This window comes from Paraclostridium benzoelyticum, assembly GCF_001006285.1.
Classification (GTDB): domain Bacteria; phylum Bacillota; class Clostridia; order Peptostreptococcales; family Peptostreptococcaceae; genus Paraclostridium; species Paraclostridium benzoelyticum.
In genome coordinates this window covers 1-20,569 of record NZ_LBBT01000270.1, presented here as the reverse complement: position 1 = coordinate 20,569, position 20,569 = coordinate 1, and the positions used below count along the sequence as shown (strand labels likewise).

At 27.4% G+C, this 20,569-nt stretch carries 19 protein-coding genes and 1 riboswitch; of the genes, 14 read left to right on the top strand and 5 right to left on the bottom strand.

All coding sequences use genetic code 11. The features are described from left to right. The first annotated feature begins 23 nt into the window (after positions 1-23). The 10 genes from add to VN21_RS13670 all read left to right on the top strand — a co-directional run bounded on the left by add (position 24) and on the right by VN21_RS13670 (position 12,452). Positions 24-1,019 carry an adenosine deaminase gene (gene add, locus VN21_RS13715; RefSeq protein WP_046823755.1) on the top strand — a complete coding sequence of 332 codons (996 nt, stop codon included), beginning with the start codon at positions 24-26 and terminating at the stop codon, positions 1,017-1,019. A 92-nt stretch (positions 1,020-1,111) separates the two neighbouring features. Further along, positions 1,112-1,978: a YihY/virulence factor BrkB family protein gene (locus VN21_RS13710; RefSeq protein WP_052952076.1), complete on the top strand. Its 867-nt coding sequence runs from the start codon at positions 1,112-1,114 to the stop codon at positions 1,976-1,978. A gap of 2 nt (positions 1,979-1,980) precedes the next feature. Beyond that, positions 1,981-2,622 carry a lactate utilization protein gene (locus VN21_RS13705; RefSeq protein WP_046823754.1) on the top strand — a complete coding sequence of 214 codons (642 nt, stop codon included), beginning with the start codon at positions 1,981-1,983 and terminating at the stop codon, positions 2,620-2,622. A 233-nt stretch (positions 2,623-2,855) separates the two neighbouring features. Further along, positions 2,856-4,046: a pentapeptide repeat-containing protein gene (locus tag VN21_RS13700; protein ID WP_046823753.1), complete on the top strand. Its 1,191-nt coding sequence runs from the start codon at positions 2,856-2,858 to the stop codon at positions 4,044-4,046. A 93-nt stretch (positions 4,047-4,139) separates the two neighbouring features. Beyond that, positions 4,140-4,314: riboswitch (Lysine riboswitch) on the top strand. A 132-nt stretch (positions 4,315-4,446) separates the two neighbouring features. Further along, positions 4,447-6,186 carry a Na+/H+ antiporter NhaC family protein gene (locus tag VN21_RS13695; protein ID WP_046823752.1) on the top strand — a complete coding sequence of 580 codons (1,740 nt, stop codon included), beginning with the start codon at positions 4,447-4,449 and terminating at the stop codon, positions 6,184-6,186. A 151-nt stretch (positions 6,187-6,337) separates the two neighbouring features. Next, positions 6,338-6,538, top strand: coding sequence for a hypothetical protein (locus VN21_RS13690; protein WP_046823751.1), 201 nt, complete (start codon positions 6,338-6,340; stop codon positions 6,536-6,538). Between the two features lie 67 nt (positions 6,539-6,605). Beyond that, entirely contained in the window at positions 6,606-7,310 is a 705-nt protein-coding gene (locus VN21_RS13685) for an ABC transporter ATP-binding protein (RefSeq protein WP_046823750.1), read from the top strand. A 2-nt stretch (positions 7,311-7,312) separates the two neighbouring features. After that, positions 7,313-10,534, top strand: a complete 3,222-nt coding sequence (locus VN21_RS13680; protein WP_046823749.1) for an FtsX-like permease family protein — start codon at positions 7,313-7,315, stop codon at positions 10,532-10,534. A gap of 18 nt (positions 10,535-10,552) precedes the next feature. Continuing rightward, on the top strand, positions 10,553-11,248 hold the full coding sequence (gene sfsA / locus VN21_RS13675; RefSeq protein WP_046823748.1) for a DNA/RNA nuclease SfsA: 696 nt from the start codon (positions 10,553-10,555) through the stop codon (positions 11,246-11,248). Positions 11,249-11,387: 139 nt separating this feature from the next. Next, entirely contained in the window at positions 11,388-12,452 is a 1,065-nt protein-coding gene (locus tag VN21_RS13670) for a M42 family metallopeptidase (RefSeq protein WP_046823747.1), read from the top strand. Positions 12,453-12,529: 77 nt separating this feature from the next. On the opposite strand, the gene VN21_RS13665 is transcribed toward VN21_RS13670, so the two are convergent. The 3 genes from VN21_RS13665 to VN21_RS13655 are packed head-to-tail and all read right to left on the bottom strand — an operon-like array spanning position 12,530 to position 13,778. Continuing rightward, positions 12,530-12,739, bottom strand: coding sequence for a hypothetical protein (locus VN21_RS13665; RefSeq protein ID WP_035116276.1), 210 nt, complete (start codon positions 12,737-12,739; stop codon positions 12,530-12,532). 47 nt (positions 12,740-12,786) lie between these two features. Next, complete coding sequence (locus VN21_RS13660; RefSeq protein ID WP_046823746.1) at positions 12,787-13,302, bottom strand: permease; 516 nt, start codon at positions 13,300-13,302, stop codon at positions 12,787-12,789. Further along, positions 13,299-13,778, bottom strand: a complete 480-nt coding sequence (locus VN21_RS13655; RefSeq protein ID WP_046823745.1) for a permease — start codon at positions 13,776-13,778, stop codon at positions 13,299-13,301. The genes VN21_RS13660 and VN21_RS13655 overlap by 4 nt, the downstream gene beginning before the upstream one ends. Before the next feature lie 158 nt (positions 13,779-13,936). On the opposite strand from VN21_RS13655, the gene VN21_RS13650 reads away from it, so the two are divergent. The 4 genes from VN21_RS13650 (at position 13,937) to VN21_RS13635 (ending at position 18,023) form a co-directional block, all read left to right on the top strand. Then, positions 13,937-15,328: a YfcC family protein gene (locus tag VN21_RS13650; protein ID WP_046823744.1), complete on the top strand. Its 1,392-nt coding sequence runs from the start codon at positions 13,937-13,939 to the stop codon at positions 15,326-15,328. A 216-nt stretch (positions 15,329-15,544) separates the two neighbouring features. Continuing rightward, positions 15,545-16,354 carry a selenium-dependent molybdenum cofactor biosynthesis protein YqeB gene (gene yqeB, locus VN21_RS13645; protein ID WP_046823743.1) on the top strand — a complete coding sequence of 270 codons (810 nt, stop codon included), beginning with the start codon at positions 15,545-15,547 and terminating at the stop codon, positions 16,352-16,354. Then, the gene (locus tag VN21_RS13640) at positions 16,355-17,155 is read left to right on the top strand and encodes an XdhC family protein (protein WP_046823742.1); all 801 of its coding nucleotides are present in this window, start codon (positions 16,355-16,357) and stop codon (positions 17,153-17,155) included. 28 nt (positions 17,156-17,183) lie between these two features. After that, complete coding sequence (locus VN21_RS13635) at positions 17,184-18,023, top strand: radical SAM protein (protein ID WP_046823741.1); 840 nt, start codon at positions 17,184-17,186, stop codon at positions 18,021-18,023. Between the two features lie 17 nt (positions 18,024-18,040). Here the strand turns inward: VN21_RS13635 and VN21_RS13630 are convergent, their stop codons facing one another. Together VN21_RS13630 and VN21_RS13625 are read right to left on the bottom strand one after the other, a co-directional pair. Then, positions 18,041-18,706: a lysophospholipid acyltransferase family protein gene (locus VN21_RS13630; protein WP_226896713.1), complete on the bottom strand. Its 666-nt coding sequence runs from the start codon at positions 18,704-18,706 to the stop codon at positions 18,041-18,043. Positions 18,707-19,001: 295 nt separating this feature from the next. After that, positions 19,002-20,321 carry an MFS transporter gene (locus VN21_RS13625; protein WP_046823739.1) on the bottom strand — a complete coding sequence of 440 codons (1,320 nt, stop codon included), beginning with the start codon at positions 20,319-20,321 and terminating at the stop codon, positions 19,002-19,004. Between the last annotated feature and the right edge of the window lie 248 nt (positions 20,322-20,569).

Sequence of the window (20,569 nt, the reverse complement as noted above, 5' to 3'; positions counted from 1 at the left end):
TATATATAAAGGGAGAGAAATATATGAATTTTAAAAAATTACCAAAAATAGAATTACATTGCCATTTAGATGGGAGTGTACGACCTCAAACCATAATAGATTTAGCTAATATGAAGAATATAGATATACCATCAAAAAATATAGACGAAATAAAAAATATGATGGTTGCACCTAAGGATTGTAAGTCATTAGATGAGTATTTAAAAAGATTTGAATTACCAGGACTTATAATGCAAGATGAAGATAGTTTAGAAAGAATTGCTTTTGAACTAATGGAAGATGCATCAAGAGAAAATATAGTTTATATAGAAATAAGATTTGCACCATTACTTCATATAAATAAAGGATTAACTACAAAACAAGTTATAGAAAGTGTTTTAAAAGGTATAAAAAAAGCTGAGTCAATTTATGATATTAAAGGGAATTTAATATTATCATGCATGAGAACTATGAGTGTTGAAAGTAGTTATAATGTAATAGAAGCCGGAAAAGAATATTTAAATAATGGAGTTGTTGCCATTGATTTATGTTCAAGTGAAAATAAACAGTTTTGCGAAAAATTTGAAGAACCTATCGCTTTAGCTAGAAGCTATGGATATAGAGTAACTATACATGCTGGGGAGACTGGAATAGGAGAAAATGTATATGATGCCATAACACTTTTAAAAGCTGAAAGAATAGGTCATGGAGTATTTATAAAAGATTGTGAAAAAGCTTACAACCTTGTTAAGAAAAATAATGTTACTTTAGAAATGTGTCCTACAAGTAACTTACAAACTAAAGCTATAAAAAACATAGAAAATTATCCGTTAAATTATTTCCATAAAGATGGAATAAAAGTATCTTTAAATACTGACAATAGAACAGTTTCAGATATTGATTTAACTAATGAATATAACATAATATTTAATAATTTTGAAATGAGTGAACATGACTATAAAACAATCTATCTAAATAGTGTTGAAGCTTCTTTTGCAGATGAAAATACAAAAGATAAATTAAGAAATTATATCAAATAATATATCAAAAAATAAAAGTATTGCTAAAAACTAGCAATACTTTTATTTTTTGATATATAATATAATGTGATATTATATTATAGGAGTGAAAGGTGGTTGATCTTATAAATAATATAAACAATATAAAAAGCAATGTACAAAATAATGTTATTTATAAGAAAGTAAATATAAATGACATTAACTCAAGAGCTGCAGCTATGTCTTATTATTTATTGCTTTCTATATTTCCTTTTTTGATATTTATGATAAACTTATTAAGTTATATACCTATAATCCATATTAATAAGTTCTTATATTCATTTAATGATTTGATTCCAAATAGTGCATTTGCTATGATCGAATCTATAATAAACTCTGCAATAAGTGATAAAAGTATAAGTTTGACTGTATTCAGTTTTATTTTTACCTTGTGGAGTTCATCTCGTGCAGTTAGAGTATTTATAAAGGGTATAAACAAATCATACAATTTAAAAGAAACTAGATCTTTCTTCAAACTAATACTTATATCATTTTATTTTACAGTAGAACTTATAGTATTAATAGTTTCATCAATGGTATTTTTATTATATGGAGAAAAGGTTGGATATATAATATTTAAATTTTTAGGTCTAAGTAAACTGTTTATGCCTACATGGAATTTATTCAGATACTCTTTTGTAATAGCTATAACCATATGGATAGTGAGTTCTTTATTTAGATATGGACCTAATAAAAAAATAAATTTAATAGAGGCAATGCCAGGGGCTATATTATCTATATTTGGATGGATACTAGTTTCAGTTATATTTTCTTTTTATACAAATAACTTTTCAAATTATCAAGTTATATATGGAAGTATAGGAGGTATTATAGCTCTTCTTACTTGGTTTTATTTAAGTAGTTGGATTATGCTATTAGGGTGTGAAATAAATGCTCTTATATACTATAGGGGTAAAAATTTTAATAGAAGGGATATATAAATATGGATAAAAATTTACATTGGGTTTGCGAGAAACAAATTGAAAGAACTATTAAAGCGTTAGAAAGTAACAATATGAATGGATACCTAGTAAAATCTAAAGAAGATTTAATAAAAAAAATAGACGATTTAGTAGAAGAGAACTCTTTAGTTGCATGTGGCGGTTCACAAACTTTATTCGAAACAGGAGTAATAGATTATTTAAGAAAAGGAAGATATGATTTTCTTGATAGATATAAAGAGGGCCTTAAGCCTAATGAGATGAAAGACATATATAGAAAATCATTTTTTGCAGATGCATATTTTACAAGTACGAATGCTATAACAGAAAATGGAGAACTTTACAATGTTGATGGAAATGGAAATAGAGTAGCCGCAATGTTATATGGTCCAGACAAAGTTATTGTTATATGTGGAAAAAATAAAATTGTTAAAGATGTAGATGCTGCTATAGAAAGAAATAAACAGTTTTCTGCTCCTGCTAATGCTAAAAGATTAGATACTAAAACACCTTGTAAATCTTCTGGTTATTGCATGGACTGTAAAAGTAGCGATAGAATATGCTGTGAATATACTTTAATAAAAAGACAAAGATATCAAGGAAGAATACATGTTATTTTTATAGATGAGAATTTTGGATATTAATAATTAGAGAAAACTAAATATTTAATAAAGAAACCATATTAAAACCTTTTAATTAGGATTAATATGGCTTTTTATTTATATGAATATTATGTAAGCAAACAAGAGACAATAAGTAAATAATAGTCTTCTATGGAGGTAGTTATATGATAATAAAAAACTTTTTATATGCTCATCAAATAAAAAATATTTATGGTATACAAACTAATAAAGAATAAGGCAAAAACTATATTCTAATGGGATATATAAATTTTGAAGAAGAAATTTATGTAGCTAAAAATCAGTTACATAAAAGGAATATAAATAATAAAAACTTATTTGATAGCATATTGAGACATAAAAACTTACCCGAAACATATAGCCCTTGTAAACAGTATAGTTTTAAAACTTTTAATGATGAAACTTTTGGAAAACAAGGTATTTTAGATGAAGAGAATTTCTCTACTATAGAAAATAAAGATATTATATGTACAAAGTTTATAGGATGTACATTCAAAAACTTAAATTTTAAAGAATGTAGATTTGTAGGGTGTATATTTGAAAACTGCAAATTTGAAGATGGAGGAGTAAAATTTGAAAATTGTAGTTTTTTTAAAGAAGAAAGCGATGGTAAGCCATCTTTAAATAAATATGATAATTTTTCATCTCACTTTATAAATTGTGATGTTTATGCAAAATTTTTAAACTGTATATTGTCTTTCTCTATTTTCGAAAAATGCAACTTGAAAACAACTAACTTTGAACAAAGCGCAATGGACAATATTATAATTATAGATAGTGATTTAGACATGATAATTTTTTCTGACTGTGATTTAGGTAGTGCAAAGATTGTTTCGACATATATCAAAGATTTAGAGTTTAGAGATAAATTCCAAACTAAACTAGATGAAAAAAGCTTCTTTGATAAAATTCCTATTAGATTAAAGACTAGAGAAGAATATGAAGGAATTTATATGACATATAAAACATTAGCTGATAAATTTAAAGAAAACTCTTTGAATAATAACTTTGGAGAGTATTACTACCTAGGTAAAAGTACACAAAGAAAAACTTTAAAAACAATACCTAAAATAGGATCATATTTATATTGGATTACTTGTGGATATGGAGAACGACCTGAATTTGCAGTATATTCATCATTGGTAATTATAGTTATTTTTGCAATTTTATATTTGTTTTTAGGGGTAGAGATAGATGATAAAACTATTATATACAATATGAGTACTATAAAAAATCTATCTATTTCTAAAGTTTTAAAGGATTTAAATGAAACACTAAGTTTAAGTATAGGATCTTTTGGAGGAGTTGGAACTATAAATTGTAAGCCAACAGAAATTAGTTATATACTAACAAATTTAGAAGTACTAATTGGTGTTGTAATGATGGGATTAGGTATAGGGACTCTAACTAGAAAAGTTGTTAGATAAGTTTTGAAAATCATGAAAATTTAGAAAATAATGAAAAAACAGTTGATTATTTACAATAACATATATATAATTTACTTAATATAAAAAGTGAATAAAAAAGGTAGAGGCGCGGTACTTATAAGTACTAGTGATGAGTTAAGCACATAGATTTACTAGGAAAGGAATTATCGCCGAAGTTTATAACTGATGCTTTAAGGTTATATGCTGGGGATGTATAAAATATATACATCACTGTCACAAATTATATTTGTGTTGAGCTATCATTTAAGGAAGCTAATATTGTGCAGATTTTGCATAATATAAAAAGCCTTGAGTGCATACTCAAGGCTTTTTCTTATTTAAAGCCCTAAGTATTTATTACCCTTTGCATTCACTAAAGTTAAATTTAGGGAGGATTTTTATGAGGAACAAAAAATATTTTGTAATTTTATTAACTTTAGTTTTAGTAGTTTTAGCATCACCTATTTCCTTTGCACAAGAAACAGATATAGCATTTCAAAACGCAAGTAAATTTAAATTTTTAACATTGATTCCACCTATAGTATCTATACTTTTAGCATTTATTACTAAGAATGTTGTAATATCATTATTTATAGGTATATTATCTGGAAGCTTTTTACTTAGTTTAAATAGTACTAATTTTATTTTGGCTTTACCCCAAAGCTTCATAGATTTTATATATAGAGCTCTTAATTCACTTGCAGACCCATGGAACGCAGGCATAATACTCCAAGTTCTAGCTATTGGAGGGGTTATTCATTTAGTAGCAAAAATGGGAGGAGCTAAAGCTATAGCAATAAGCTTAGCGGACAAAGCTAAAAGTTCAAAAGGAACTCAAATTATAACATGGTTTTTAGGACTTTTAGTATTCTTTGATGATTATGCGAACTCATTAATAGTAGGGCCTATTATGAGACCGGTAAGTGATAAAATGAATATTTCAAGAGAAAGACTTGCTTTTATAATTGATGCAACAGCTGCACCTATTGCAGGACTTGCAATAATATCTACATGGATAGGATTAGAAGTTGGACTTATAAATGACGCTTTTTCAGGGATAGGTCTAAATAATGATGCTTTTGGGATATTCTTACAAACTATTCCCTATAGATTTTATAATATATTAATTTTAGCATTTGTAATTATAACTATTATTCTAGCAAAGGATTTTGGTCCTATGAGAAAAGCTGAGATTAAAGCTAAACAATCTGATTTTAATAACTTAGATACAAAACATAACGATTCAATTCAATCAGAGTTAGAACCTAAAGTTGGAGTGAAACTGAGTATATGGAATGCAATTATTCCTATTGGAACTCTTATAGTTACATCATTAATATTTTTTTATTATAGTGGATACACATCAATAGTTAATGGGGATAATATTGAACTTCAAAATTTAATGGTTAAATCACCATGGTCATTTTTATCTATAAAAGAAGCATTTAGTTCAGCCGATGCATCTGTAGCACTATTTCAATCAGCTATTATTTCAAGTATAGTCGCTATTTTAATGGCTGTTTCTAAAAAAATATTTAAAGTATCTGAAGCTATAGAAATTTGGATAGATGGTATGAAAAGTTTGTTAATGACAGCTGTTATTTTAATTTTGGCCTGGTCGTTAAGCTCAGTAATAAAAGATTTGGGTACAGCTAAATTTTTAGTTACATTACTATCAGGGTCTATGCCAGCATTTTTACTACCTAGTGTAATATTCATATTAGGATCAATAATATCTTTTTCAACAGGCACGGCATATGGAACTATGGGTATACTAATGCCTCTTGCAATTCCTCTTGCGCACTCTATAAATCCAGATATATCATTTATAGTAATATCTACAAGTGCGGTACTTACAGGAGCTATATTTGGTGATCACTGCTCTCCTATATCAGATACAACAATATTATCATCTATGGGAACTGGATGTAACCACATTGACCATGTAAAAACACAAATGCCCTATGCGTTATTTGTAGCAAGTATAACTGTATTATTTGGGTATATTCCTGCAGGTCTAGGAATATCAATATATATAGTTATTCCTATTTCGATAATAGCTATTTTTATAGGAGTACAATTGTTTGGAAAAAAAGTAGATGAATACGGTGTTTGTGAAGCAAAGGAAAACTTAATATAAAAATTTAAATATATAGTAAAAAGCTATCTGAAAAGTTAAATTTGGTTGATTTTATTTCAATCTACTTAAACTTTCATGATAGCTTTTTTTGTGAAGTTTAATTGGTATATACATAAATTCGAAATAATAAACTATAGTAAGGGGGGAGTGTATGAGATTCGTAGATATTTTAAAAGACATTTTTTTAAGTGTAAGAAAGATGATAGCTATATGTCTAACTATTGTATTTTGTTATTTAAGTATAATAGGAAGTATAAAGCCATCTGAATTTATGCCTATCTTTAGCATGGTTGTAGGATATTACTTTGGAAAATCTACAGCTTTAGAAATGCCAAATCAAAAGAAAGATTAATTTTGAATTAGATTTAGTTATCATCTCAAATAGTGTATAATGACTATAAGAAACAGGAGGAGATGATATGAAAAACTACATAAAATTTGAAAATGTAAGAAAGGCCTATACTATGGGTGAAGTTGAAATAAATGCATTAGATGGCGTGAATTTTTCAATTGATAAAGGCGAACTCGTAATAATCGTAGGTGCTAGTGGAGCAGGAAAAAGTACTATACTAAATATATTAGGAGGTATGGATTCTGCAACAGATGGAGTTGTAATTGTTGATTCGAAAAATATAAGTAATTATAATGAAAAAGAATTAACAAAATACAGAAGACATGATATAGGGTTTGTGTTCCAATTTTATAATTTAGTTCAAAACTTAACTGCTATAGAAAATGTAGAGTTAGCTACTCAAATTTGCAAAAAACCTTTAAATCCCAAGCAAGTTATAGAATCAGTAGGACTTAGCCATAGAAAAAATAATTTTCCATCACAATTATCTGGAGGAGAGCAGCAAAGGGTAGCCATAGCTAGAGCTCTTGCTAAAAATCCCAAATTACTTTTATGTGATGAGCCAACTGGTGCTCTAGATTATAATACTGGTAAATCAATTCTTAAAGTGCTTCAAGATACAAATAAAACACTTGGTGTTACTGTAGTTATAATTACACATAACATGGCAATAGCTCCTATGGGTGATAAAGTAATTACTGTAAGAAATGGTAAAGTACATAAAGTAGAAAAAAATGAAGCACCTATTCCTATAGAAAGGATAGAGTGGTAAATATGAGAAATCCTTTATTTAAAGATACTTTTAGGGAGATAAAAAAATCTAAGGGTAGATTTTTATCTGTTTTTGCAATAATAACTTTAGGGGTTTCTTTTTTTACGGGAATAAAAGTTGCATCTCCTGTAATGGAAGTTACAGCAGACAAGTATTATGATCAAAATGATTTAATGGACTTAACTGTAGTTTCAAATTTGGGATTAACAGATAAAGATATTAATTCGATTTCTAAGATAGATGGAATTTCTAATGTGTATCCTACATATTCAAAAGAAGTTCTAACTAGTATAGGTACAAATCAATTAGCTTTAAAAGTTCATGGATTGCCAGAAAAAAGCAATAGTGATTATATAAATAAAATAAGAATAACTGAAGGTAGATATCCAAAATCAGATGGGGAGTGCTTAATTGAGGACTCTAAGGATATACCATTAGGAAGTACCATCAAAATTTATGGAGATAACAATGAAGATTTAAGTACTACTCTAAAACACAATGAATACAAAGTTGTTGGTAAAGTAGAAACTCCATATTATATAGCAAAAGCAAAAGGTAGTAGTAATATAGGTAGTGGAACTTTAAACAGTTTTATAATGGTTTTAAATAATGAATTTAAACTAAATAACTACACAGAAAGTTATATAACTGTAGATGAGGCAAAAGATTTAAATTCTTATTCAAAAGAATATGAAGATAAAGTACAAAATATAGAAGATAAATTAGTTGATCTTGGAAAAGACCGAGCTAGCTTAAGATATAAAGAAATAATTAAAGATGCTAATGAAAAATTATCTGAAGGCAAGTCAAAATTACAAGAAGAAAAAACTAAGGCTTATAATGAACTTGACAAAGCTAAAACTAAAATTGAAAATTCTAGGTCTAAAATAAAAAATAGTGAACAGGACCTTGATAAAAAAGAAAACCAAGTTAAAAGTGAAATATCTTCTGCAGAAAAAGCAATAAGTTCAGCTTCTGAAAAATTAAGTTTAAGTGAAATTGAATTGAATAAACAGATAAATGTTTTTAATACAAGCAAAGATTCTGCCCAGCAAGAAATAAACAAAGCTAAGGATAAGCTAAAAGAACAAGAAGATGAAGTTGGTAAGTTAAAGGAGTATATAGCTAGTATAGAACAAGTTTTATCTAATGAATACTTAGATGAAGAAAAAAGAAAAGAACTTGAATTTATTTTAGAAAAAAGTAAACAAAAGCTTGAAGTATCTGAAATAGCTTTATCACAGGCAAGAGAAGAGATAGCAAAACAAGAACAAGTTTTTAAGGACACTCAAAATAAATTGTTATTAGCTAAAACGGATATAGAAAAAAATAAAGAATTAATAAATAGTCAAAAAAGTAATCTTGATGTAAAGAAAAAAGAAGCTGAATCTGAATTTAAAAATGCTAGATATAAACTGGAACAAGGTAAAAAAGAACTTGAAAAAGGACAAGCTACATATTTAAAAAATAAAAAAGAAGTAGAATTTAAGTTACAAAAAGCTCAAGATGAAATTGATAGAGAAGAGAAAAAAATTAAAGATATAAAAAATGGAAAGTGGTATATCTTAGATAGAAATACTAATTATGGATTTGTTGATTATAAAAACTCTGCTAATAGTATAGAATCTATTTCTAAAATATTCCCTGTATTTTTCTTTTCGCTAGCAGCCTTAATTTGCTTAACTACTATGACTAGAATGGTTGATGAACAAAGAATAAATATTGGAACTATGAAAGCTTTAGGATATGATACTGGATCCATAATGTTAAAATATATACTATATTCATTATTAGCGAGTGTTTTAGGAAGCGTCTTAGGAAATTTAATAGGACTTACTGTATTTCCTTCAGTTATATATAATGCATATGCTAGCATGACGTATACACTCCCTAAAGTTACTCTAGTTTTTAGTGTAAGATTAATTGTATTATCTACCTTAATAGCAATTTTAACAACTACATTAGCGTCAGTATATTCTTGCTATAAAGAGTTAAAAGAAGTTCCGTCTATGCTTATGAGACCTAAAGCCCCTACGGAAGGAAAAAGAATATTACTTGAAAGAATAAGTTTTATTTGGAATAGGTTAAATTTCACACAAAAGGTAACTTTTAGAAACCTCTTTAGATACAAAAAAAGATTTTTTATGACTGTAATAGGAATAGCTGGATGTAGTGCTCTTTTATTAACTGGATTTGGAATAAAAGACTCTATATCGTCTATAGTAGATAATCAATATGGTCAAATAATTAAATATAATTTGACTTTAAACTATGGTAAAGATGTTGATAAGAATTCCAAAACTAAAGAAGAAAAAGTCATAGATAGTGATGACCGAATAAATAATTGTTTAAATATAAAAAATAAGAGTTATAAGGTTATTAGTAATTCTGTAGAAAAGGATGTAAATATTGTAGTACCTGAAAATATTAATGAGATAAATAAATTTATAACCTTAAAAAATAGGGTAAGTAATAAAAAGTATACTTTAAATAATAAGGGTGTTTTTATAACTGAAAAATTAGCTAAATTATTAAAAGTTAAAGATGGAGATTCAATAGTATTAAAAAATGAAGATAATAAAGAGTTTAAAGTAAAAGTTTCTGGGATAGTAGAAAACTATGTAGGACATTATTTGTATATGAGTCCTAAATTGTATAAAAATACTTTCAATGAAAATGTTAAATTTAATGAAGTATTAATTAATACAAAAGATGGAATTTCACAAGATAAACTAGGTAAAGATATGATGAACTTAGATAACATAAATTCAGCTACATTCAACACAAGTGCAAAAAGTTCTTTTTCTGATATGATAACTAATTTAAATAGTGTGGTTATACTTATAATAGTATCTGCAGGAGCTTTAGCATTTATTGTTTTATATAATCTTACAAATGTTAATATAAGCGAGAGAATAAGAGAAATAGCAACTATAAAAGTCTTAGGATTTTATGATAATGAAGTATCTTCCTATGTGTTTAGAGAAAATATAATTTTAACTGTAATAGGAACAATTCTAGGTCTAATTTTAGGCGTATTTTTACATAGATTTATAATGACGACTGCTGAACTTGAATTTGTTATGTTTGGAAGAGATATAAAACCTATTAGTTTTATACTATCTGGTATGCTTACATTTATATTTGCTACATTAGTAAATCTTTGTATGTATTTTAAACTAAAAAAAGTAAAAATGGTTGAATCTTTGAAATCTGTAGACTAATATATAAGGGATGATGACATGATTTATGATAATATTGTAAAAGCTACTTTTGTAAAACGACCAAATAGATTTATAGCACATTGTATTGTAGATGGAAAAGAAGAAATTGTTCATGTAAAAAATACAGGTAAGTGTAAAGAACTTTTAATTGAAGGTTGTACTGTATATTTACAAGAACATGATAACCCCAAGAGAAAAACTAAGTATTCACTTATAAGTGTTGTAAAAGGAAATAGACTAATCAATATGGATTCGCAAGTTCCGAATAAAATAGCCTATGAAGCTTTAATAAATAAAAAAATAATTCTTCCTGGGCTAGATGAAGAATTATTAACTATAAAACCTGAAAAAACATATAAGTCATCTAGATTTGATATATATATAGAAACAAAAACTAAAAAAGCTTTTGTTGAGGTAAAAGGAGTTACTTTAGAAGAAAATGGTGTGGTTTTATTTCCAGATGCTAAAACTGAACGAGGTGTCAAACATGTAGGTGAGCTTATAGAGGCTTCTAAAGATGGATATGTAAGCTATATATTATTTGTTGTACAAATGGATAATGTAAAGTATTTTACACCTAATATTAAAATGCATCAAGAATTTGGAGATATGTTAAAAAAAGCAAGTTTAAGTGGAGTTAATATAATTTCATACGATTGCAATGTAAGTGAAAATTCTATAAGCATAAACGAAGAGGTTAAAGTCATATTATAAGGTTTAAAAATAGTGTAATTTAATAAATTACACTATTTTTTTATAAAGTTTTGAATATTAGGTTTATATTTAAGGAATATGTATTGTACTGTGAAAGTATAATATTGTAATTATACATTTTTAAATTAAGGGGGAGCATATGAGTACACAGTTAGATATGTTTAAAAATTTAACAGAAGCTAAAGGAATTCCAGGATTTGAAAAAGATGTTAGAAATTTGATTAAAGGATATATATCTGAATATGTAGATGAAGTAACTACAGACAATTTAGGAAGTTTAATTTGTAAGAAAATGGGGAATGAAGATGGACCTAAAGTCATGATAGCTGGACATATGGATGAAATAGGTTTTCTGGTAACAAATATAGATAATAATGGATTTATAACTTTTCAAACATTAGGGGGGTGGAGTGGAAAGGTTATGAATAGCCAAAAGGTTATAATAACAACATCAACTGGAAATGAATATACAGGAATAATAAACTCAATAAATACCAAAGATGTTAAAACTTCTATAGATAAAGAAAATATGTTTATAGATATAGGGGTTGAATCAAAAGATGAAGTTGAACAGTTAGGAATAAAACAAGGAGATATGATAACTCCTTATTTTAAGTTTGAGCAAATGGCAAATCCTAAATATCTACTTGCTAAAGCTTGGGATGATAGAGTTGGATGTGCGCTATTTATAGATATATTAAAAAGTTTAAAAAATGAAGATCATAAAAATATAGTATACGCAGTTGGAACTGTTCAAGAAGAAGTTGGATGTAGAGGAGCTAAAACTAGCTCTAATATAATAAATCCTGATATTGGATTTTCATTAGATGTAAGTATTGCAAATGACACTGTAGGATGCGACACGAAGTTAGGAGATGGTAAGCTTGGAAGCGGACCTCAAATACATATATTTGATGGAGGTTTAGTAGGTCATGTAGGACTTAAAAACTATTTAATTAATTTATCTGAAGAACTCAACATTCCATATCAGATAAATGCACTTCCATTTGGAGGTACTGATGCTAGCCAGATGCACTTGGCCCATAATGGAGCTCCTTGCATAAGCATTGGCATACCAACAAGATATATACACTCCCATGCTAGTATAATTCATAAGGGTGATTACGATAATACAGTTAAGCTTATATCTGAATTTATTAAACGCTTAAACGCTGATGAATATAAAAAAATATTAGATATTTAACTCTTTAATTTTACATGTGTTATACATTAAAATCCACAATTATTATAATTACATTATAATAATTGTGGATTTTTTATTTATTCAACCATATACGTACACTGTATAGATGCCTTTTCAAACCCATATACCTCAATAAGTTTTTGATGAAGTATAAACACGTCTTTTCCGAATTCACGAACTATTGCATCACATGTTTTTCTAAATTCTTCGCAAGTTACAGAGGATTCATTTATGGTTAGCATATACCCTAAATCTTTCTGAATAACAACGTAAACATTAGACGACATATTAACTTCCACCTTTCAATATCAACTTTGAATTTTAAAATAAATCTTTAATTTAAATCTCTACTCTTAATCATATAGTCAATCAAATAACCAATGATTATAACTCCTGGAATATCAATCACTAATCTTAGTATTGTAAACTTATAACCTAAAGCCCCCATTTCAAATAATAATGTTGAAAATTTAGTAACACACCAGGCATTAAGAAAAATTATTATGTTAGAAAATTTAACTCCTTTTTTCATAAGTATTGCTGTAAATGGAAATGCTGCATACATGGGACCAGCAGAGAAAAACGCTATTAAAAAAGTAATAAATATACCTTTAATCCCAGAGCTATCCCCCATATACTTTATAAAATACTTTTTAGGAACCCAAATATCCAAAAGGCTTAATAGAATCATTACTGGGGGTAATATAGATAACATTTGAATTAAACTAGAGAATGTAGTACTAAATATTTTAAACCCTATACCTATATTATATAAATATATCAAAATACAAATGAATAAACTTACTAAAAAATATTTGTATCTTTTTATTATGAATTTTAAATTTTTCATACTAGAATCACCCCTATTAAAGCTGCTACTATAAATGAAAATAAAAAAGCTATAAAGTTTCTATAAAAAGCAGCTTTTTTACCTATATACTTAGCTTCTAGTGAGAATGTTAAGATTCCTACCATTGTAGATGTAGAAATAAATGCTGCCACTTGAGTATAACCAGCGCCACTTTTAAGCAATATATCTCCCGTAGAAAAAGCTACAAATGTAGGCATTGTAGTTATAGATCCTATAGTGGATGCTATTGATACTCCCAAAATACTTGAATTTGGACCTATAAACTTAGAAATAGAAATAGGATCAATTAAAGATAATATGATACTAATGATTAAAACAATACAAAGAAATTGGGGCATAATATTTTCAAAGGATTTAGCTGCATTTATATAAGCATGCTTTGTCTTTTCTCTATCTTTAAAAAAAGAAAAAAACGTTATTAATATACATAAACCATACATAATAAAAGATGTCATTAAAATCCCTCCTAACAATAATTTATAATATGAAAAAAGATGTATTAGTGAGCTATATTAAATGTAGTTTGGTAATTAAAGTAATAAAATATATAAATTTAAAAATTGGTAATAACTAATAGAGACAAGTTTTCTTTTAAGGAGGAATAAGTTGTTCTATGAATAAACAAAAAAAAATACTCATCCCCCATACATTTACAATTATATTTTTATTAATAGTTTTTATGGCAATTTTAACTTGGATTATACCCAGTGGTCAATTTCAACGAAAAGAAATTGATAATAGGTTGGTAGTAGTTCCAAATACCTACGAATATGTTAAGGAAAATCCTCAAAGTATAGAGGATATATTTAGAGCTCCAATAGATGGATTTGTAGATGCTGCAGAAATTGTAGGATTTGTTCTTTTAGTTGGAGGTTCATTTGGGATAGTTAATAAGACAGGAGCTATAGAAGCTGGGATTAATGCTGTTGTGAAAAAGCTAAGAGGAAATGAAATTATAATAATACCTATATCTATGATATTGTTTAGCTTAGGAGGTACAGTATTTGGAATGGCAGAAGAAACATTACCATTTTATATGATATTTGTACCTCTAATGTTAACTATTGGATATGATTCACTTACTGCTGTAGCTACTGTATTTTTAGGAGCCATGACAGGTAATATAGCATCAACTATAAATCCTTTTTCAGTTGGTATAGCTCAAGCATTAGCGCAAATAACACCTGGATCGGGTATCGGTTTTAGATTTTTGATATATATAATTTTGATAACAATTTCTATTGCATTTGTAATTTTTTACGCTAGAAAAATAAAGAAAAGTCCAAAAAAATCTATAGTTTATAATCTAGATTTGGAAACTAAAAAACATATTCAAATGGAAAGTTCTAATATAAAAGAGTTTACACCTAAAGAAATAGGAGTATTAATTATATTTGCAATGGGAATGACAATGATGATATTTGGAGTTTTAAAACTTGGATGGTATATATCTGAAATTGCTATGATCTTTATTGCTATTGGAGTTTTATCTGGTATTATAGGAGGACTTAATCAAGAGACTATTGCTATTGCATTTATCGAGGGAGCTAAGGATTTAGTATCAGCAGCCATTGCAATAGCATTAGCACGTGGAATAGTTATAATTGCCCAAAATGGATTTATAATAGATACTATGTTGAATTCAGCAGCAGGATACTTACAAAACTTACCAAAAGTAGTTTTTGTTAACTTAACATTGTTCTTAGAAGCCGCATTGGCATTTTTAATTCCATCATCATCTGGACTAGCTTCTCTTACAATACCTGTTTTAGCACCGCTATCTGATTTAGTTGGAGTATCGGTTCAACTAATAGTTACCGCTTATCAATTTGGTGTAGGACTTACAAATGTTATAACTCCTACATCTGGAGTTTTAATGGGCGCACTAGCTCTTGCAAATATACCTTATTCTAAGTGGTTGAGATTTGTAATGCCACTAATTATAACAATGTTTATTTCATGTATGATATTTTTAACAATAGGACAAATTATAGGAATTAAATAAAATATACTTGCAAAGTATCAAGTTCATTTGTTATAATGTTACTACCGTTAAATAATAATAATAATTTGTTTTGAGGGGCTCTTATCTGTTTTAAATAGATAAGGGCTTCTTCTATTTGTGTAGATTTTTTATTTGTATAATTATGTAAAATTATTATAATATATGGGGGTATGTATTGTATAATAGTATTAACATATTAAAGGGGGGTAGGAAATAGTGGACAAGCTTATTATAGTTAGAGGTGCTGGAGATATAGCAACTGGAGTTATACATAAACTTAGTAGATGTGGATTTAATGTTTTAGCATTAGAGGTAAAAAATCCTTTGTCTATAAGGAGAAAAGTATGTTTTAGTGAAGCTATTTACGATGGTGAAGTGTGTATAGATGGAGTTATTTGTAAATTTGTAAATAACGAAGATGAGTTAAAAAAAGCTTTTTTATCAAAAAAAGTTTGTGTAACTATTGATCCTGAGGGTATCTTAATTAATAAATTAAAACCAAAAGTTGTAATAGATGCTATAATTGCAAAAAAAAATTTAGGTACAAACAGAGATATGGCTCCTATTACAATTGGATTAGGTCCTGGATTTGAAGCTGGATATGATGTTAATTTTGTAATAGAAACAATGAGAGGACATGATCTAGGTAGAATAATAACTAAAGGTTATGCAACTGAAAATACAGGTATTCCAGGAAATATTAATGGATTCAGTAAGGAAAGAGTAATTTATTCAATTGAAGATGGTATTATAAAAAATATTTGTGATATAGGAGATATGGTTTACAAAAACCAAGTTATTGCTAAAATAGAAAATGGTAAAAACTCAGTTGATGTGTTAGCCACTATGGATGGTATTATAAGAGGTATCATAAGAAATAACAGTAAAATTAAAAAAAATCTTAAAATTGCCGATATAGATCCTAGAATAAGTGAACTTAAAAATTGTGAAACTATATCTGATAAAGCTAGATGTATAGCTGGAGGAGTTTTAGAGGCTATCCTTATGAATTGGAGTGATTTATAGATGAATGAATATATTTTGAAAAAAGTGTATGAAGATTTAGAATTAGGCAATAGGGTGTGTTTTGTAACTCTTACAGATGTCAAAGGTTCAAGCCCTGGTAAACAAGGCGCTGTAATGGCTGTATTTAAAGATGATTCTGTAATAGGAACTATAGGCGGCGGAATATTAGAAAATGTTGTTATAAATAAATGTAGGGAGTGTATTAAAACAGGAGAAGATTTTAACTTTGACTATTCACTTACAGAGGAATCATTAGAAACTACTATGAAATGTGGAGGATATGTAAAAGGTTATATAAAAGTATTTAACCCAAAGCCAAAATTATTAATTATTGGTGGAGGACATATAGGACACTCTTTATATAATATATCTAAAGGTCTAGATTTCTATACCGTTATAATAGATGATAGACATGAATTTGCAAATAAAGATAGATTTCCAGGGGCAGATGAAGTATACTCAGGAAATATAAGTGAAATTTTAAATAAAATTAGAATTGATGATAATACATACATAGTAATTGCCACTAGAGGTTATGAAAAAGATATAGAAGCTTTAAGAGAGGTTATAAACTCTAAAGCAGCGTATATAGGTATGATAGGCAGTCGTAAAAAATGGAAAGCTTTAAAAGAAGAATTACTAAGTGAAGGTATAGAGAAAAAATTATTAGAATCTATATATGCTCCTGTAGGAATTAATATATCTTCAAGTAGTGTTTCAGAAATAGCTTTTGGAATCATGGCAGAGGTGTTATTAGTTAAAAATAATGGTGATCTTTCACATAGAAAAGATAAAAGGTAGTTTGGTTTTATAAAGAGGTGTTGTAATTATGATAGATAGATATAATAGAGATATTCATAAACTTGTTATATCTTTAGGTAAAGATTTTATTTTAAACATTGATAGTTTAAAATTTGTAGTTAAAGAATTAGTTAATTTGGGAATAGATGATATTGAATTTGAGCTAAATGATATTATAGATTCAATTAGCTTATGCCACATAGTTAATTATATTAATGGTGAATGTAATGTTAACCATATAGGAATAGTTACAGATGGATTTGGAATATATAATAAAATTAGTGAGCTTAAATCGTATGGACTTACAAATATAAGTGTTCGATTAGAGTCTTTAAAGCAATATAAGTACAAAAAATTAAATCATAATATAAATATAAATGAAGTGTTAGATCTTATTACTAAATGTATAAACTTTAAACTAAATACAAAAATAATTTGTACTCTTATAAATGACTTTAATACTGATGAGGTTTTTGATTTTGTAAACTTAACAAAGTATTTGCCAGTGGAAGTTTCTTTTTCTGAACTTATTCCTGATCCTAGATGTGTGAACTTTTTCAACAAAGGATATATAAATGTTAAAGAAGTTTTAGAAAGTATAGAAGAGTTGCATAAATTAAATTATGTAAACGGAAGAATGGATTATTACAAGTTAGACGATTCAAAAGGAATAATAAGTAGAGACACTCATAATGACAAATGTGGTATATGTTTAAAGTGTAATGAATTATTTTTAGATGAAAATGGATATATAAAAACTTGTATAAACTCTGATGTAATTGTAGATACAAAACCTTATATAAATAAACCATTAATGTTTAAGGAAGTATTAAAGCAATCTATATATGAAAAGCCAAAAAATGATTAAATATAAAAAAGCTATATCTATTTAGATGTAGCTTTTTTATATTTAAAATTAAAATTTAAAATTGACTCTATCATATCTTCCCTAATACTTTCTCCTAAATCGATAGTTTTGATTTTAGGATTTTCTATATGGTCATAAACAGGATCTAAAAATTCAACTTCTACATTAGTAGATTTAATCTTGCCTACTGGTTCATATCCATGATAAGTTTCTTTTGAATTTTTTATAACAATAGGTACAATTGGACATTTAGCTTTATATGCTATTTTTAATGCGCCACTTTTAAATTCTGATATTATAGAATGATCATCTTTTACCCATGTTAGATCCCCTTCAGGAAAGATGGCCATACTTTGGCCGTTTATTATATTATTAGAAGCTTCTATAATACTTTTTAAACCTTGTCTATTGTCGTGTCTATTTATATATACACATTTTATTATAGCGGCCCATTTAGAAACTATAGGTATGTTTTTCCATACTGGTTCATCAGCTATTACACAACCTACAGCTCTGTTTACACTAGATATTAATATATAACTATCTAGCATACTGGAATGATTAACAACAAATAGTACAGGTTCTTTTGGAATTTTTTCCTCACCAATTATACTAACATCTATATTAACTAATTTTAAAGAGCTTTTAGCTTGCTTTTGTAAAAAAGAAAATTTACTTTCCATTGTAAATTTATCAGGAAACTTTAAAAACCTCTTTAATTTAAAAATAGATAACAAGAAACCTATAATTTGAAAGATTGCAAATTTAATGTAATTAAACAATTTGATATATCTCCTCTTCATACACGTAAAATATTTAATTTCGATTAATTCAATACTAGAAAGATTTTATCATAAAATGAAATTTAATTAAAGAGGAATATAAAATTGTATTTATCCATATAAAAGCACCCCAACCATTAGATTTTTAGTCCAACAATTGGGGTGCAGTACATAATATAGTTATTTTTTATGCAAATTATGCTGTTTGATCTTCCTTGTTATCCTGTCCATGTCTGTTGTATTTTTTATTATACACGACTATTAGAAGTACAGATGATAGAATATAAATAACAGCTGTTATATAATAAGCTTTTGAATATCCACCTGGTATTTTAAATAAGAATAATTTTGTAAATTGACCTGCTATTATAGATGTAACACCTCCTGCAACAAATATAAGTGAGTTGTATGCAGGTCTAGAGTTTTTCGAAACAAACTCCATCGGCAGAGAGTTCATTATAGGATTTGCACAGTTCATAAATCCTGATCTAAAGAATAGGCCAGCTCCAACTGCTAAAACCATTCCAGATCCAAATACTGTACCATTTGCAATTATCAACATAAATGGTATAGATAAAAGTGCTAATCCCCCTAATGCAATAACATTTCCTAGTTTTTTTACTATCCATGGTGATATTAACAAGAATAAAACCATTGCAAAGTATTGATAAGATACAAGTTGAGAAGTTGTAGCTCTTGATATACCTAGTTCATTGTTTAAAAATACTGAGAAGTAAGGGCATATTAACGATGCTCCAAATCTTATCATAGCATAGTATACAAGCCATAGTACAACATACTTGTTTTTGAATATTGACCAATCAAAAGCTTTTTTCTCTTTAGTTTCTTCGCAGTAGTCTTCTTTTTTCTCTTTTATAAATAAAAGAGGTATAAGAGAAAGTGCTGCAATTACAACAAACATAAGTAATACGTCTCTTTGAGCTAATATAAATTCATGTAATTGATGAGAAGTCATTCCTTTAATATTTTCAGTTATTGCACTTGCTTGAGAGTTAGAAATTTTTAATCTACTTGCAAATCTAGATACTGCAATAGTTCCTCCAAACCAAGTTGCCAAAACCATACCTATAACATTTATATACAATGCTCTAGAAAAAACTTTAGTTCTTTCTTTCTCAGTAGTATAAGCTGTAAGATAAGGTGGTAATACAACATCAAATAATGCAACACCTACAAGTATTGCTAATGTAGCAACAGGATAAATAAAGCTTACATCCACAAATGATATAGCTATCAATGCAGCTATTGTCATTATAGGTCCTGTAATTATAAGCTTTTTGTACCCAAGCTTTGGTGCTAAAATTAAAATTGCGGCACATACGAAATTACTCATCCCCATAAAAGAGGAGAAAGAACTTGCTGTAGAGATATTAACTTGCTGTAAAAAAGTTACTAAGACGTCAAAAGCAACTCCACTCATAAGTCCCATGAAGGCATAGCTGACAATAAAAGCCCAGCTATTAAAGTTAAATCTTTTTAGTTCTTTTTGATCCATAAAATACCATCCCATTTCATATAAAATTTTTATTAGGAATAACTCTTTAGGAAAACATTTCCCAGTCAAGATAATTGTATATTATATTAGGAAAATTTCAATATATTAGGAAATTTATGGAATATATTGTAAATTCTATAAATTCGATAAAATAGTTAGATTTCATACTTAAAATTCAAAATTTAAGAATTGATACAATTTGTATATAGATTGAAATTTTAATAACTTATATAAGTATAACTTTATGT